Annotated in this window: 15 protein-coding genes; 8 read left to right on the top strand and 7 right to left on the bottom strand. The window is 64.7% G+C overall.

The features are described 5' to 3' along the window. Window positions 1-42 precede the first annotated feature (42 nt). A complete protein-coding gene (gene orn / locus BTHE68_RS09420; RefSeq protein WP_162066098.1) occupies window positions 43-651 on the top strand; it encodes an oligoribonuclease in 609 nt (202 codons plus the stop codon). Here orn and mog read toward each other — a convergent pair. Together mog and yjgA are read right to left on the bottom strand one after the other, a co-directional pair. Next, window positions 648-1,271, bottom strand: a complete 624-nt coding sequence (gene mog / locus BTHE68_RS09415; RefSeq protein ID WP_162066097.1) for a molybdopterin adenylyltransferase — start codon at window positions 1,269-1,271, stop codon at window positions 648-650. The two genes, orn and mog, sit on opposite strands and share 4 nt — an antisense overlap. Beyond that, on the bottom strand, window positions 1,252-1,863 hold the full coding sequence (gene yjgA, locus BTHE68_RS09410) for a ribosome biogenesis factor YjgA (RefSeq protein ID WP_162066096.1): 612 nt from the start codon (window positions 1,861-1,863) through the stop codon (window positions 1,252-1,254). Before yjgA ends, mog begins: the two co-directional genes overlap by 20 nt. A 216-nt stretch (window positions 1,864-2,079) precedes the next feature. Between yjgA and pmbA the strand changes: the two genes are divergently transcribed. Then, window positions 2,080-3,450 carry a metalloprotease PmbA gene (gene pmbA / locus BTHE68_RS09405; RefSeq protein ID WP_162066095.1) on the top strand — a complete coding sequence of 457 codons (1,371 nt, stop codon included), beginning with the start codon at window positions 2,080-2,082 and terminating at the stop codon, window positions 3,448-3,450. A gap of 49 nt (window positions 3,451-3,499) precedes the next feature. On the opposite strand, the gene BTHE68_RS09400 is transcribed toward pmbA, so the two are convergent. Then, on the bottom strand, window positions 3,500-3,997 hold the full coding sequence (locus tag BTHE68_RS09400; protein WP_162066094.1) for a dihydrofolate reductase: 498 nt from the start codon (window positions 3,995-3,997) through the stop codon (window positions 3,500-3,502). 937 nt (window positions 3,998-4,934) lie between these two features. On the opposite strand from BTHE68_RS09400, the gene BTHE68_RS09395 reads away from it, so the two are divergent. Beyond that, window positions 4,935-6,314, top strand: coding sequence for a sigma-54 dependent transcriptional regulator (locus BTHE68_RS09395; RefSeq protein ID WP_061178761.1), 1,380 nt, complete (start codon window positions 4,935-4,937; stop codon window positions 6,312-6,314). A gap of 153 nt (window positions 6,315-6,467) precedes the next feature. After that, complete coding sequence (locus BTHE68_RS09390; protein WP_162066093.1) at window positions 6,468-7,439, top strand: thymidylate synthase; 972 nt, start codon at window positions 6,468-6,470, stop codon at window positions 7,437-7,439. 65 nt (window positions 7,440-7,504) lie between these two features. Here the strand turns inward: BTHE68_RS09390 and BTHE68_RS09385 are convergent, their stop codons facing one another. Both BTHE68_RS09385 and BTHE68_RS09380 read right to left on the bottom strand, forming a co-directional pair. Then, the gene (locus BTHE68_RS09385; protein WP_162066092.1) at window positions 7,505-9,484 is read right to left on the bottom strand and encodes a DUF6600 domain-containing protein; all 1,980 of its coding nucleotides are present in this window, start codon (window positions 9,482-9,484) and stop codon (window positions 7,505-7,507) included. A 133-nt stretch (window positions 9,485-9,617) separates the two neighbouring features. Further along, window positions 9,618-10,367, bottom strand: a complete 750-nt coding sequence (locus BTHE68_RS09380; protein WP_162066091.1) for an ArsR/SmtB family transcription factor — start codon at window positions 10,365-10,367, stop codon at window positions 9,618-9,620. 142 nt (window positions 10,368-10,509) lie between these two features. On the opposite strand from BTHE68_RS09380, the gene BTHE68_RS36580 reads away from it, so the two are divergent. The 4 genes from BTHE68_RS36580 to BTHE68_RS09365 all read left to right on the top strand — a co-directional run bounded on the left by BTHE68_RS36580 (window position 10,510) and on the right by BTHE68_RS09365 (window position 11,974). Further along, window positions 10,510-10,653 carry a hypothetical protein gene (locus BTHE68_RS36580; protein WP_174258002.1) on the top strand — a complete coding sequence of 48 codons (144 nt, stop codon included), beginning with the start codon at window positions 10,510-10,512 and terminating at the stop codon, window positions 10,651-10,653. Window positions 10,654-10,706: 53 nt separating this feature from the next. Continuing rightward, on the top strand, window positions 10,707-11,228 hold the full coding sequence (locus BTHE68_RS09375) for an acyl-CoA thioesterase (protein ID WP_162066090.1): 522 nt from the start codon (window positions 10,707-10,709) through the stop codon (window positions 11,226-11,228). A gap of 66 nt (window positions 11,229-11,294) precedes the next feature. Beyond that, window positions 11,295-11,549 (top strand): type II toxin-antitoxin system Phd/YefM family antitoxin, encoded by a 255-nt coding sequence (locus tag BTHE68_RS09370; RefSeq protein WP_162066089.1) that lies wholly within the window; start codon window positions 11,295-11,297, stop codon window positions 11,547-11,549. Further along, window positions 11,546-11,974, top strand: coding sequence for a type II toxin-antitoxin system VapC family toxin (locus BTHE68_RS09365; RefSeq protein ID WP_197919657.1), 429 nt, complete (start codon window positions 11,546-11,548; stop codon window positions 11,972-11,974). The genes BTHE68_RS09370 and BTHE68_RS09365 overlap by 4 nt, the downstream gene beginning before the upstream one ends. Window positions 11,975-11,995: 21 nt before the next feature. On the opposite strand, the gene fumC is transcribed toward BTHE68_RS09365, so the two are convergent. Next, on the bottom strand, window positions 11,996-13,399 hold the full coding sequence (gene fumC, locus BTHE68_RS09360) for a class II fumarate hydratase (protein ID WP_162066088.1): 1,404 nt from the start codon (window positions 13,397-13,399) through the stop codon (window positions 11,996-11,998). A 26-nt stretch (window positions 13,400-13,425) separates the two neighbouring features. Further along, window positions 13,426-15,060: a phospholipase D family protein gene (locus BTHE68_RS09355; protein WP_502710556.1), complete on the bottom strand. Its 1,635-nt coding sequence runs from the start codon at window positions 15,058-15,060 to the stop codon at window positions 13,426-13,428. Between the last annotated feature and the right edge of the window lie 140 nt (window positions 15,061-15,200).

Genomic DNA, 15,200 nt, shown 5'->3' with positions numbered 1-15,200 from the left:
TGCCGGCGCGCAGCGGCTTTCCCATCTCTCAGGCCGCTTCTCATGACCGACATCTCCGCCACTCCCGAATCAGACGAAAATGTGCTCGTGCGCAGCGACATGAACCTCGTGTGGCTCGACATGGAGATGACCGGTCTCGATCCGGACAACGACCGCATCATCGAGATCGCGGTGGTCGTGACGAATTCGACGCTCGACAAGCTGGTGGAAGGGCCGGTGCTCGCGATTCATCAGACGGACGAGGCGCTCGGCCGCATGGATGAATGGAACCGCAACACGCACGGCCGCTCGGGACTGACGGAACGCGTGAAGGTGTCGAGCGTCGATGAAGCCGAGGCCACGCGCCAGATCCGCGATTTTCTCGGTCAGTACGTGCCGCCCGGCAAATCGCCGATGTGCGGCAATTCGATCTGCCAGGACCGCCGTTTCATGGCGCGCTGGATGCCGGAACTGGAGACGTTCTTCCACTACCGCAATCTCGATGTCAGCACCTTGAAGGAACTGTGCCGCCGCTGGCAGCCGGCGATTTACAAGGGCTTCCAGAAGCGCGCGATGCACACCGCGCTCGCGGATATCCACGAGTCCATCGACGAACTCAAGTACTACCGCGAGCACTTCCTGATTCCGTCGGCGCCTGCCGCCGCGTCTTAAGCCTTCGGCGGGCGTAGCGCGCTTTTCGGGCGGAACGCGGCGACCACGTCGGGCCGCGTTTCGATATACGGCCCGCCGATCAGATCGATGCAGTAGGGTACGGCCGCGAAAATGCCCGGCACCTTCGTCTTGCCGTCCGCGTCCTTCAATCCTTCGAGCGTTTCCCGGATCGACTTCGGCTGTCCCGGCAGATTGATGATGAGCGCGGCGTGATCGTCCGTCTCGCGGATCACCGCGACCTGCCGCGACAGAATCGCCGTGGGCACGAAATTCAGGCTGATCTGGCGCATCTGCTCGCCGAAGCCGGGCATCGGCTTGGTGGCGACGGCGAGCGTCGCTTCGGGCGTGACGTCGCGGCGCGCGGGGCCGGTGCCGCCCGTGGTCAGCACGAGATCGCAGCCGTGTACGTCGACGAGTTCGACGAGCGTCGCGGAAATGGTCGCGGCGTCGTCCTGGATCAGGCGCGTTTCGGCGCGAAAGGGCGTGGTGAGCGCGTCGCCGAGCCACGCCTGCAGCGACGGCAAGCCCTTGTCCTGGTAGACGCCCTGCGACGCGCGATCGCTAACCGACACGAGCCCGACGATCAACTCATCCGGATGATTACGTTTCGGCTTGGTCACGGTCGTCCTCGTCGCCTTCGATGTCCTCGTCGTCGGCCGCGCCCGACGCGTTCTTGATCCACTGGAACAGCTCGCGGTAATAGCGCGGCGGCTTCTGCTGCTCGCGCTCCTTGCGCGTGTTGCGGATCAGCGTGCGGCCTTCCTGCGGATCGACGCCCGGATGATCGCGGATGAATTCGGTGAGCGCGGCGTCGTCGGCGAGCAGCTTGTCGCGCGTGCGCTCGATCCAGTGCAGGCGCGCGGTTTCGGCCTTGTTCACGCCGCGATGCGTGTCGAGCGCGGTGCGCAGCGCCCCGACTTCGTCTTCGGTCAGCGAGCGCATGACCTTGCCGACGTACTGCACCTGGCGGCGCTTGCCTTCGTGATCGGTGATGCGGCGCGCTTCGCGCACGGCGTCGTCGAGATGCTCGGGCATCGGCATGCGCTTGAGCGCGTCCTTGGGCAGCGCGATCAGCGCTTCGCCCAGCTCCTGCAGCGCGTGCATGTCGCGCTTGAGCTGGGATTTGCTCGGCCGGTCGTAGCCGTTTTCGTCCGGCTCGCGCTCGTCGTCGCGGCCGGAATCGATTGGTTGAATGCGGGTTTTACGGTTCATCCCGACATTGTAGCGTGCGGCCGCAGCGCGCCTGAAGCCTCGCGTCCGCGTCTGTCGACAAAGCTTGGCGGGTGAATGCGCGCCGTCCTTGATATGATCGCGTGATAGGCCGATTCCGCCGCTCGATGCCCGCTCAGAGGCGCGTCCAGCCGGGAATTCCGAAGCAACCACGACATGCGCGGGCGCACGCCGCCCGACTTCCAAAGGCAACCAAAAATGGCAGCAGACATGGACGTCAAGCAACGCTACTTCCCGCATACGCAGGACGAACTGAAGGAGATCGCCTCCGACATCCTGCGCTACGCGAAGGAACTCGGCGCGAGCGATGCCGCGACCGAGATTTCCGAAGGCGACGGCCTGTCGGTGAGCGTGCGGCGCGGCGAAGTCGAGACGATCGAGCACAACCGCGACAAGATGGTCGGCGTGACGGTTTTCATCGGCAAGAAGCGCGGCAACGCGAGCACCGCCGACTTCACGCGCGACGCGCTGCGCGACACGGTCGCCGCGGCGTACAACATCGCGCGCTTCACGGCTGAAGACAGCGCGGCGGGCCTCGCCGAAGAGGAACTGCTGGAGCAGGCGCCGCAGGATCTCGACCTTTATCACCCGTGGGACATCGACGCCGAAGAGGCCGCCGAGATCGCGCGTCGCGCCGAGGCCGCGGCCTTCGCGGTCGACAAGCGCGTGACCAACTCGGAAGGCGCGAGCGTCTCGGCGCAGCATTCGCAATTCGTGCTGGCGACCTCGCGTGGCTTCATGGCGGGCTATCCGTACTCGCGGCACTACATCGCGTGCGCGCCGATCGCGGCTGCTGGCCGCGACATGCAGCGCGACGACTGGTACACGTCGAAGCGCGACGCGGCCGGTCTCGCCGCGCCGGAAGCGGTCGGCCGCTACGCCGCCGAACGCGCGCTCGCGCGGCTCGGCGCGAAAAGCCTCGACACCCGCAAGTGCCGCGTCCTGTTCGAAGCGCCGCTCGCGGCCGGCATTCTCGGTGCGTTCGTGCAGGCGGTGAGCGGCGGCGCGCTGTATCGCAAGACCACGTTTCTCGTCGACACGCTCGGCAAGCCGGTGTTCGCGCCGCATATCGATATCGTCGAGGATCCGCACGTGAAGGGCGGCATGGGCAGCGCGCCGTTCGACGAGGAAGGCGTGCGTACGCAGCGGCGCAGCGTGGTCGAGGATGGCGTCGTGCAGGGCTATTTTCTGTCGACGTACTCGGCGCGCAAGCTCGGCATGCGCACGACCGGCAATGCGGGCGGCTCGCACAATCTCACGATGAAGAGCAAGCACACGAAGCCCGGCGACGACTTCGAAGCGATGTTGAAGAAACTCGACACGGGCCTGCTGCTCACCGAACTGATGGGGCAGGGCGTCAACTACGTGACGGGCGATTACTCGCGCGGCGCGTCGGGCTTCTGGGTCGAGAACGGCAAGATCGTGCACGCCGTGGAAGAGATCACGGTGGCGAGCACGTTGCAGGAGATGTTCCGCCACATCGAGGCGATAGGCGCGGATACCGTCGTGCGCGGCACGAAGGAAATCGGTTCGGTGCTGATCGAGCGGATGACCGTCGCGGGTCAGTGATCGTCGGCGTTGAAGGACGAAGGCTCCGGAGCGTATCCGGAGCCTTTTTTCATTCCGACGCCGCAATGCGCTCGTAGGTCACGAACGCAAACGGGAAATCATTCGGCGCCGCCGCGCGATGCGCCTCGCGCGACACTTCGCGCCATAGCTCGGGATCGGGCGCGGGAAAGCGCGTATCGCCTTCGAAATCGGCATCGATCTCGGTGACGATCATGCGGTCGGCGCGCGCGATGGCATCGCGATACAACTGCGCGCCGCCGATCAGAAACGCCTCTTTCGCCGGCTCCAGCGCGAGCGCCGCTTCCAGGCTCGTCACGACGTCGCAGCCTTCATAACGCCGCGCGCCGTCGCGCGACACGACGATATTGCGCCGTCCCGGCAGCGGCCGGCCGATCGATTCATGCGTCTTGCGCCCCATGATGATGGGCGCGCCCATCGTCGTGCGCTTGAAGAACGCGAGGTCTTCGGGCAGCCGCCAGGGCAATTGGTTGTCGCGTCCGATCACGCCATTGCGTGCGCGGGCGACGATCAGGGTCAGCGTCGTCATGTAAGAGGATTCGAAGCAAACTGGCGTGCGCAGGCCGCGCCGCCGGGGCTTCGATTCTAACCGACACGTCCCCGCGGGTTCAGCCCTCGGGCGAGTCGTCCGCGAGGGGAGGCTCGGTGTGTGGCGGAGCCGGGGCGATCTCGTCCCATAGTCTCACGCTGATACCTGAGCCTGCCGGACGCGTGGCGGCCGGGTGCATCCACGCCTGTTCGTCGGCGTCGTCGCCGGTTGATTGCGCATCGGAAGGGTCCGTGCGCCTGAAAGAACTATCGCGAGCCATCTTGACGACATAATCCAAGGTAACTATTCCCGGGTATGAAGAAACCGGAAATAAAGTAATCGTCCGGTCGGTATGAACGATTATGTGAAGAATGAATGTCGAGTGAAAAATGAACGTGCGTTCTTTTAGTAGAATTTCTTGCCTTCCGCACGCTGTAAATTTAGCGAATTGCGTGCCATCGCCCGGTAAGCGTTGCTGCACAACGATTCATGAATACCGATCCAAGTCGTCAAGTCAAGAACAGGCTGTAAACGTTTCACCGTTGAAACATGAAGGCAGAAAAACATGAAGTTCCCGCGAAATCGGTATAAGATTTTGTCTTATTAAATTGTGCGGAAAGTTTTTAATAATCGTGTGAGAAATTCTTGCCAGGCCCGTCCCATCAAGGTTTTGTGGCTAATCCGGCGGCTCTCGCGATATTTGTTTCCGGGGTTTCTGGGTTATAGTAGTCTCTCAAAAACGGCACAGAATCAGACATAAAGGGTTTCGTGGAGGGTGCGAGGTGTCTCGTGCCTTGTTCCGGGGGCGATGTATCGAAATGGCAAGTCCCTCTCCTTGCGTTTTCCGCAAAACGTGCGAGGGCAACGAAGTCTGCGATGTAGCGCGTGCCTGAACTACGTGACCTTTTCAACAAATGTTGAACAAAGGATCTGAATAATGGACGTCGCTCGGCGGCAACTCATCTATGTGACTCGCGATCCAAGCGAGACGCTGTGCGCGCGATTCGAGGAGCGCGGGTGGCACATCGAAATCGTCGCGAGCGCGCGCGACACGCGTAAGGCCTTGCGTAGCGATCTGGCGACCGGCGGGCTGCTGGATCTGTCGAGCCGCTTCGAATCTCATGAACTGGCGGCGTTCGAATCGTCGCTGACGATGACCAACGTTGGCTGGGTCGCGGCCACCGTCGCCGGACAACTCGAAGACGCCGCCGTGCGGCGCCTGATTCGCGACTATTGCTTCGATTACGTGACGCTGCCGACGTCGAATGACCGCATCGTCGATTCCGTCGGTCATGCGTACGGCATGGTCGCGCTGCACGACGCCGCGTCGAACGATGCGCGCAGCGAAGGCCGCGCCGAAGGCGAAATGGTCGGCTCGTGCGACGCGATGCTCGCGCTGTTCCGCTCGATCCGCAAGGTCGCGATGACCGACGCGCCGGTGTTCATCTCCGGTGAGTCCGGCACGGGCAAGGAACTGACGGCCGTCGCCATTCACGAGCGTTCCGCGCGCCGCGATCAGCCGTTCGTCGCGATCAACTGCGGCGCGATTCCCGCGCATCTGCTGCAATCCGAGCTCTTCGGCTACGAACGCGGCGCATTCACGGGCGCGAACCAGCGCAAGATCGGCCGCGTCGAAGCGGCCAATGGCGGCACGCTGTTTCTCGACGAAATCGGCGATCTGCCGCTCGAAAGCCAGGCGAGCCTGCTGCGCTTCCTGCAGGAACGCAAAGTGGAGCGTCTGGGCGGCCACGGCTCGACGCCGGTCGACGTGCGGATCATCTCGGCGACCCACGTCGACATGCAGACCGCGATGATCGAAGGCCGCTTTCGCGCGGACCTGTATCACCGTCTGTGCGTGCTGCAGATCGACGAACCGCCGCTGCGCGCGCGCGGAAAGGACATCGAGCTGCTCGCGAAGCACATGCTCGACCGCTTCAAGAAGGATGCGAGCCGGCGTCTGCGCGGCTTCTCCCCCGATGCGATCGCCGCGATCCATAACTACGGCTGGCCGGGCAACGTGCGCGAGCTCATTAACCGCGTGCGGCGCGCGATCGTGATGTCCGAAGGGCGGCAGATCACCGCGCGCGATCTGGAACTCGGCGAGTACGTCGAAGTCGCGCCGGTGTCGCTCGCGCAGGCGCGCGAGGCGGCCGAACGGCAGGCGATCGAACTGGCGCTCTTGCGGCATCGCGGGCGTCTGGGCGATGCGGCGCACGAACTGGGCATCTCGCGCGTGACGCTGTATCGCCTGCTGAGTGCGCACGGTATGCGTCATATCGAGGTCGATGCGCCCTCGGAGCACGCCACGCGCGGCTGACCGCATTTCACCGACTTACTCCGGACGGGCGCTCGCAGGGCGCCCGTTTTTTTCGTGCCGATGCACTAGAGCGCCGGTTCTCGCCGCTTGGTAAAATCTCGTGTTTACGCCTTCCGTTCGCGAGGGCGCGCCGCATATCCCAGGGAACATCGAATGAAACAGTACCTCGAGCTCGTCCAGACGATTCTCGATACCGGCACTTGGCAGGAGAACCGCACGGGCATCCGCACGATCGGCATCCCCGGCGCGATGCTGCGTTTCGACCTGCAGCAAGGCTTCCCGGCCGTGACGACCAAGAAGCTCGCGTTCAAGTCGGCGATCGGCGAGCTGGTGGGCTTCCTGCGCGCGTCGAAGAGCGCGGCGGATTTCCGCGCGCTCGGCTGCAAGGTCTGGGACGCCAACGCGAACGAGAACCCGCAGTGGCTCGAAAACCCGTACCGGCAGGGTCCGGACGATCTCGGCGATGTCTACGGCGTGCAGTGGCGTAAATGGCCTGCGTACAAACTGGTCGATGCCGGTGCAGGCGATCAGATCGCCGACGCCACCAATCGCGGCTTCGAGGTCGTGACGAGCTTCGTCGAGAACGGGCGCGAACAGGTGCTGCTGTACAAGGCGATCGATCAGTTGCGCCAGTGTCTCGACACGATCATCGAGCGCCCGACCGACCGGCGCATTCTGTTTCATGCGTGGAATCCGGCGAAGCTCGACGAGATCGCGCTGCCCGCATGCCATCTGCTGTATCAGTTCATCCCGAACGCGGTGACGCGCGAAATCTCGCTGTGTCTGTATATCCGCAGCAACGATGTCGGGCTCGGCACGCCGTTCAACCTGACCGAAGGCGCGGCGCTGCTGCATCTCGTCGGCCGCTTGACGGGGTACAAGCCGCGCTGGTTCACGTACTTCATCGGCGACGCGCATATCTACGAGAATCAGCTCGACATGCTCAACGAACAGTTGAAGCGCGAACCGTTGCCGTCGCCGCAGCTCATCATCTCGGACCGCGTGCCTGATTACGCGGTCACGAAGCGCTACGAGCCGGAATGGCTGGAAAAGATCGAGCCGAAGGATTTCGCGCTGGAAGGATACAAGCATCACGAGCCGCTCACCGCGCCGATGGCGGTCTGAGCGAACGCTTCAGCGGGTAAATGCGAACGCGCGGCTTCGGGCCGCGCGTTCGTCGTTTACGGCCCTTAGCCGCGATGATGCTCGTTACCGCCGCCGCCATGCTGCGGCTGCTGCGGCTGCTGTGGTTGCTGCGCCTGCTGTGGCCGTTGATGGGCTTCCTGATGCGGCATCTGCGGCGGCGCCTGATGCGCTTCCTGATGCATCGGCTGACGTGGCGGCTCGGGATGATACTGCGGCCGCTGCGCTTGCTGCTGTGCCTGCTGTTGCGGGCGCGGCGGCGGCATCTCGCGATGCGGCTGCTCGGCGCGCGGCTGACGATGGGCTTGCGGCGGCGGTTGCATCGCCTGCATCGGCGGATTGGGCGCGCGGTGCTCGAAGTGCGGCGCGTCGCCCGCGTGCTGCGGCGGCTGGCCCTGTTGCGGCGGCACGCGCGATTCGTTGGGCACAGCGCGCCCATGCGATGCATCGCCATGCGAGAAGCGCGGATCGCCTTCTGATGGCCCACGCTCAGGCGGATGCGGGACGCCGTTACCGCGCGGCGCTTCGCTTGCGATCACCGAACGCGCCGGTCCATGCGTCGCGACGAGATGCACCTGATCGTTACGCGCGTCGCGATGGTCATGAAAATCCGGCATTCCGACCGGCGCGCGCGTCGCCACCACTGGACGCCCGAAGCCGCCCTGCGGCGGCCGGTAATCGGCGCGCCGCGCACCGGGCGCGAAACTGTCGCGGGTCGGCGCGATGCCCGGCGCGCCCGCGAAGAAATGCGGATTGCGCCAGCGCGACGGATCGACCGCATACGGCTGCCGTCCGACCGGCTGACCATGCATGAAGGCGTTCGCGGGCACAGCCGTGAGCGCACGCGGCGCGCGATAGTTGACGTACGTATTGTTCACGTAGACGTTACGGTTCACGCGCTCGTAATAACGCGGACTCCAGCCGTCCCGATGCGGACGCCATGCCTCGCCCGGCCCGAGCGGGAACCACGCGACGCCCGCCGCCGCGACGCCGCCGACCGTCAGCGCGACGTTCCAGTCGACACCGCTGGCGCCGTCGCCGACGAACGCGACGAGCGCAGGCGCATACGCGGGCGGCGCGCTCATGGCCATCGGTCCCGGCACCCAGGCCCATTGCGATCCGACATACGCCCAGCGCCCGTAGTGATAGGGCGCGAAACCCCAGGGCGCGTCGTCGATCCAGGTCCAGCCCCACGGGTCCTGCCACGCCCAATGTCCCTGCCGATACGGCGCCCAGTCGGCGGAGACGGCATTCGGCACCCACACCGGCCCGTACGACGGATCGTTGCGCCACGTGCCGTTGGCATCGAGATCCTGATAGCCGGGAATGTCGCGCGACACGTAACGCGCCGAGACCGAGCGGTCTTCGGATGCGTCGCGGCTCGCGGCCCATTGATCGAACGCGTCCGGCGCGGGCGCTGCATTCGCGGACGTCTGCTGAAGATTCGTGCCCTCGAACGTCATCTGCTGCCCGCCCGCGAGCTGCACCGACCCGCCGTCGCCATATGCGGTGACGCCGCCGCTTCGCACCGTGACGGTGGTGGCGCGGCCATCGGGCGCGACGTCCACGCGCACGTCGGCGGGCGTCGTGATCGCGAGCGCGGCGTTGGGCGTGTCGATCTCATAGCGCGTGCCGGGCGGCAGTTCGCGCACGCGCGTCGACAGCGTGCCCTGCGCGACCTTGAGCTGCGCGGCGTTGTCGTCGAGCGCGAGGATCGACAGCGCGGTCGATGAACCGAGCCGCAGCGCCGTCGAACCGATATGCAGTTCCGAGCGCGCGTTTTCGTCGTTCCAGAGCTGATCGCCCGTGGTGAGCGGGCGGTTGATCTGCGCGTAGGACCAGTCGGATGCGCCCGCCGGCTCGGTCGTCACGGTGCCCGCCATGTAGTTCAGGCGCGCGATGCGCCCGGGCGGGTCGGCTTGCGGCGCTTGTGCCGCCATGGCGGGCGGCGTCTGCGCGAGCGCGCCGAGCGCCGATATCGATAAGAGCGCGCCCAGTGTCGCGGCGGCGATGGCCCTGTTTTTCATCGTGTTCTCCGGCGGCCGCGCGTGCGTCCTGTCGGACGCGACGGTCCGCGAGGCCTGTCGGATCAATGTATCGCCCGCGCGTGTATCCGTACGATGCCGTTTGTAACGGCGCGCGGGTGGGCGTAACAAAGCTTTATCGCGCGGACAGGAAGCCCTCGAAATGCCGATGCCCCGCCGGCGTCACGCGCAGCACGCGACGCTTCGCGGCGTGCTCGATCCAGCCATGCGACTCGCACGCTTCGAGGAACGCCGCGCCGAGCGCGCCGCCCAGATGCGGCCTGCGCTCGCTCCAGTCGATGCACGTGCACGCGAAGCGGCGTCGCCGCGCGCGCTGCGTCTTCAGGTCGATGCCGAGTTCGGCGAATGCCTGCGCGCCTTCCGGCGTCGCGTCGAGGGCGGCGGGGCCGTGCGCCTGTTCGTGATCGTCGGCGGCGGCGAGCCAGTTGCGGGCGATCATCCGGTCGAAGATCTGCACGGCGAGTTCGCCCGCGAGATGGTCGTAGCAGGTGCGCGCAAAACGCATGTCGACGGGCACGGCCGAAGGCGGCCGCTCGGGCGCGCGCTGCGGGGCGCTGGCCCGTGCAAGATTGGCGAGCGCTTCGATCGCCGCGGCGATATCCGGCGTCGCGATGCGGTAATAGCGATGCCGCCCGCTGACTTCGAGCGCGAGCAGCCCGCCTTCGGTGAGGCGCGCGAGATGCCCGCTCGCCGCCGACGGCGACAGCCCCGCGATCATCGTCAGTTCGCCGGCGGGACGCGCGGTGCCGTCCATCAGCGACCAGAGCATCGCGGCGCGGCCCGGATCGGCGATCAGCGCGCCGATGCGCGACAGTCCGGGGAAATGGCGCGCGCGCGAATCGGTGTCGTCGAAAGCGGAGTTCATGGCGATGTCCCTGACGGGAAGTGATCGACATAATCACTCTAGCGCGGCTTCGCATCCGATGTTTCACTGCGCACCGAAACGTCGATGCGCGAGGCACGGCGCTAGAATGAACGCTGGCATTCGAGCCAGCAGGAGAATTTCCATGTCCAGATTCATTCTCGCCGGCGTGCTCTGCGTGCTGACGCTGTGTGCGGGCTGCGCGGGCGGGCCGTCGTCATCGGCGGGCGGTGGCGGCAGCATCACGATGTACGGCACGATCGATCAGGGCATCACGGTTCACGACTAGCGCCTTTTTCGCTTCGTATAATTGGCGTCATATGACTCGAACATGATGCCACCATGAATACGCCGACTTCATCCCCCATTCCCGCGGTCCCGAAGAGCCGCGCCGAAACCACCTTCCGCTTTCTCGCCGAGCCGACTTCGGTGAATTTCGGCGGCAAGGTGCACGGCGGCGCGCTGATGAAATGGATCGACGAAACCGCCTACGCCTGCGCCGCGATGTGGTCCGGACGCTACGCGGTTACGGTGAGCGTCGGCAATATCCGCTTTCGACGGCCGATTCTCGTCGGCAATCTGGTGGAATTGCGCGCGCGCGTGGTCACGACCGGGCGCACCAGCATGCACATTCACATCTCCGTGCACGCGGGCGATCCGAAAGTCGGCGAGCTGCAGCAGACGACCGATTGCCTGATGGTCTTCGTCGCCGTCGATGAAAAAGGCCAGCCGACGCCGGTGCCGTCGTTCGTGCCGGAGACGGACGAGGAGAAGCGTCTCGCGAAATACGCCATGGACGTGAAGGACGCGCTGGATGCGATCGTCGAGCTGAAGCCGGAGGAGGTGGCGGCGGGAAAGGTGTGAAGGGAGTCTGATCAGCCAATTTCCTCTCGATGTAGTAACATATCTACATTGAAAGGAGATTTGATCGTGACCATCACAACGTTATCCAGTCGAGAACTGAATCAGGACGTGACTCGGGCCAAGAAAGCAGCCAAGGACGGCCCTGTCTTCATTACAGACCGTGGCAGGCCTGCTCATGTGCTCTTGAGCATCGAGGAGTATCAGCGCCTTGCGGGAAAGAAGCGCAGCCTCGTCGACCTGCTTTCGATGCCGGGCCTTGCCGATATCGACGTCGACTTTTCGCCATCACGCGCGCTCCCACGAGCGGCTGACTTCGAATGATGTTTCTGCTCGATACCAACGTCATTTCCGAACTTCGCAAGGCAGGAGACGGCAAAGCCGATGTCAATGTCACGCGCTGGCTCTCCGGCGAAGACGCGGCAAACTTCTACATCTCGGCCGTGACACTGTTCGAACTCGAGCTTGGCATTCTCCGCATGGAGCGGCGCGATGCGGAGCAAGGAGCGCGGCTACGAACCTGGATGCACACCCGCGTCGTTCCCGAGTTCGCGGACAGAACCTTGCCGCTCGATTCCAGCGTGGCGCAGCGTTGCGCCAGGCTACATGTCCCGGACCCTCGTCCTGAGCGCGACGCTTATATCGCCGCCACTGCGCTCGTGCACGGCATGACGGTCGTCACGCGAAACGTAGCCGATTTTGCTCCGTGCGGCATCAATGTGATCAACCCGTGGGAGATCTCTTCCTGAGACCTCCCATCCAGCGCGCGCTTACTTCCCAACCATCTCCCCCGGCTTGACCCACTCATCGAACTGCTGCGCGCTCACGTGACCGAGCGCGAGCGCGGCGGCCTTGAGCGTCGTGCCTTCCTTGTGCGCTTTCTTCGCGATCTGCGCGGCCTTGTCATAGCCGATATGCGGATTGAGCGCCGTCACGAGCATCAGCGACTCGTTGAGCAGACTCTCGATGCGCGTTTCGTTCGGCTCGATGCCCGCCGCGCAGTTGTCGTTGAAGCTCTGCGCGCCGTCCGCGAGCAGGCGGATCGATTGCAGCACGTTATGCGCGATCATCGGCCGGAACACGTTCAGCTCGAAGTTGCCGCTCGCGCCGCCGAAGTTCACAGCGACATCGTTGCCGAACACCTGGCAGCAGAGCATCGTGACGGCTTCGGACTGCGTGGGATTGACCTTGCCCGGCATGATCGAGCTGCCCGGCTCGTTCTCCGGAATCGACAGTTCGCCGAGTCCGCAGCGCGGCCCGCTCGCGAGCCAGCGGATGTCGTTGGCGATCTTCATCAGGCCCGCCGCAACCGTCTTCAGCGCGCCGTGCGCGGCGACGAGCGCGTCCGCTGCGGCCATCACTTCGAACTTGTTCGGCGCGGTTTCGAAGGGCAGGCCGGTGAGCTTGCCGATCGCGCCCGCGACCTTCGCGGCGAATTCCGGATGCGCGTTCAGTCCCGTGCCGACCGCCGTGCCGCCCTGCGCGAGCTGATACAGATGCGGCAGCGTCGCCTCGACATGCTTCACGCCCTGATCGAGCTGCGCGACGTAACCCGAAAATTCCTGGCCGAGCGTGAGCGGCGTGGCGTCCTGCAAGTGCGTGCGGCCGATCTTCACGATCTTGTCGAACGCCTTCGATTTCTTCTCCAGCGTGTCGCGCAACGTTTTCAGCGACGGCACCAGATGCTTGACGATCGCATACGCGACCGCGACGTGCATCGCCGTCGGGAACACGTCGTTGGACGACTGTCCGCGGTTCACGTCGTCGTTCGGATGCACGAGGCGCTCCTCGCCGCGCGGTCCGCCCATGATCTCGCTCGCGCGATTGGCGATCACCTCGTTCAGGTTCATGTTGGTCTGCGTGCCCGAGCCGGTCTGCCACACGGCGAGCGGAAATTCATCGGGATGCCTGCCGTCGATGATTTCCTCGGCCGCCTCCATGATCGCCTTCGCTTTCTTCGAGTCGAGCACCTTCAGGCCTTCGTTCACTTCGGCGGCGGCGTGCTTGATGATCGCGAGCGCGGTGATCAGTTCGGGCGACTGCTTTTCCGTCGAAATCTTGAAGTTCTGGAGCGAGCGCTGCGTCTGCGCGCCCCAAAGCTTGTCGTTGGGCACGGCGATTTCGCCGAACGTGTCCTTCTCCATCCGCACGTCGCCCTTCGCGTTCTGTGTCATGGCGTGAGTTCCCTTGTGAAGTTGGATCAAAGCTGCTTGTCGACGGGCAGCAGCATGAACAGGCCCGTCATCGCGTTGCGATAAAAACCTGCCTCGGGATCGAAATTCCAGGTGACGAGGCTGTTGTTGTACTCGGTGATCCAGACGAGGCCCGACTGCGGCGCGCCGGTGCGCCGCAATTCCTCGGTGACCGCCGCGCTCGCCAGTTGGACCTGCCAGCTCACCTTCGGCGAGGTCCCGTTGACGAAAAGCCTGGCAGCTTCCTCGGCGATCGGCTTGCTGTGGATCACGAGCGCGAGCTCGGTGTTCAGCTTCGCCGAGCGCGGATCGAGATTCATCGAGCCGATCACGAGGATACTCCGATCGATCACATAGGCCTTCGCATGCAGGCTCGCGCGCGATTGCGAGCCGAACAGGCCGGCGCGCGGGCTGCGTTCGCCTTCGAGCTGGATCGGTTTGAATTCGTACAGTTCGACGCCGTTTTGCAGCAACGGAATTCGATACGGCGCGTAGCCGGCCTGCACGGCGACGGCGTCGGTCGCGGCGAGCGAGTTGGTCAGCACCGCGACGCGCACACCGCGTCGGGTCGCCGCGCCGAGCGTTTTCACGCCTGTATCGTGCGGCACGAAGTAGGGCGAGAGGATCAGGAATTCGCTCTGCGCATCCTTGAGCAGATCGACCAGACGTTGCATCGGCGGGCTCTTGTAGTCGTCGCTCGGATGCTCGATCTTCGACGGCGAATCGACCCAGAATTCCGTCGGCGCCCAGACGAGGCCCATTTCCTCGCGTGAAATCTGCTGCGCGAGCGGCGTCGCATTGAGCGGCTTCGCGTTCAGCGGCTCGGCCTGTTTGCGCCAGTGCGCGCGCAGGTCGTCGCGGGTCTTGTCGAGTTCGGCGGGATCGAATTTCTGCTTGTTCAGCACGCGCAGCGGGTACGAGAGCGAACTGTTCCAGTAGTCGTCGAAGCTCGCGGAAATCTGCGGCGTCACCGGGCCGGCGGCGAAGACGTCGAGATCGCGAAACTGCAGCGTTGGACTCGCGCTGAAGTATTCATCGCCGAGATTGCGCCCGCCGACGATCGCGATCTGGTTGTCCGCGATCATCGCCTTGTTGTGCATGCGGCGCGTGAAGTGGCCGAGATTCGTGAAGAAGTTCTGCGTGCGCTCGGAGAAGCTGCGCTGCGCACTGCCGTACGGGTTGAACACGCGGATCTCGATCTTGTCGTGCGTGTTGAGCGCCGCCATGATCTGGTCGATGTCCTTGAAGTTCAGATCGTCGACCAGCATGCGTACGCGCACGCCACGATCCGCCGCATAGAGCGCCGCGCCCAGCAGCAGCTTGCCGGTGTTGTCTTCCTCGGCGATGTAGTACTGCATGTCGAGCGTCTTCGTCGCCGCGCGCGCGAGGGCGATGCGCGCCTGCAGCGCATCGGTGCCGGTCGGCAGCAGGCGCACGGCGGACTGATCGGGATGCCGCTGCTCGAGCGGCGCGAGTGCGTTCGCGAGCGGCGTCGCTTCGTTCGATGCCAGCGCGTGGCTCACCGGCCGGTCGAACGCCGTCGCGGGCGGACGGGTGGCGCAGGCGGCGAGCAACGTCGTCAACATGACGATGGCGAATCTACTTACTGGCGCGCTGATGTCACGCGCGACAACTTCCCCCATTCCCCGGCTTTCCGACACTTCGATTCCTCGTTTTTGATTGTCGCGACTTGGCGCGTCTCGAAATTATTTTAAGGGGAATCGGAACGAGGCCGGGCGGGACGCCCGCGAGGAAGGCAGAGATAAAGCGTAGGGACGAAAAA

Origin of the sequence: Burkholderia sp. THE68, assembly GCF_009938265.1 — a bacterium.
Taxonomy (GTDB): Bacteria; Pseudomonadota; Gammaproteobacteria; order Burkholderiales; family Burkholderiaceae; genus Caballeronia.
The sequence above is the reverse complement of the archived record's forward strand: the minus strand, read 5'-3'. Positions and strand labels throughout refer to the sequence as shown.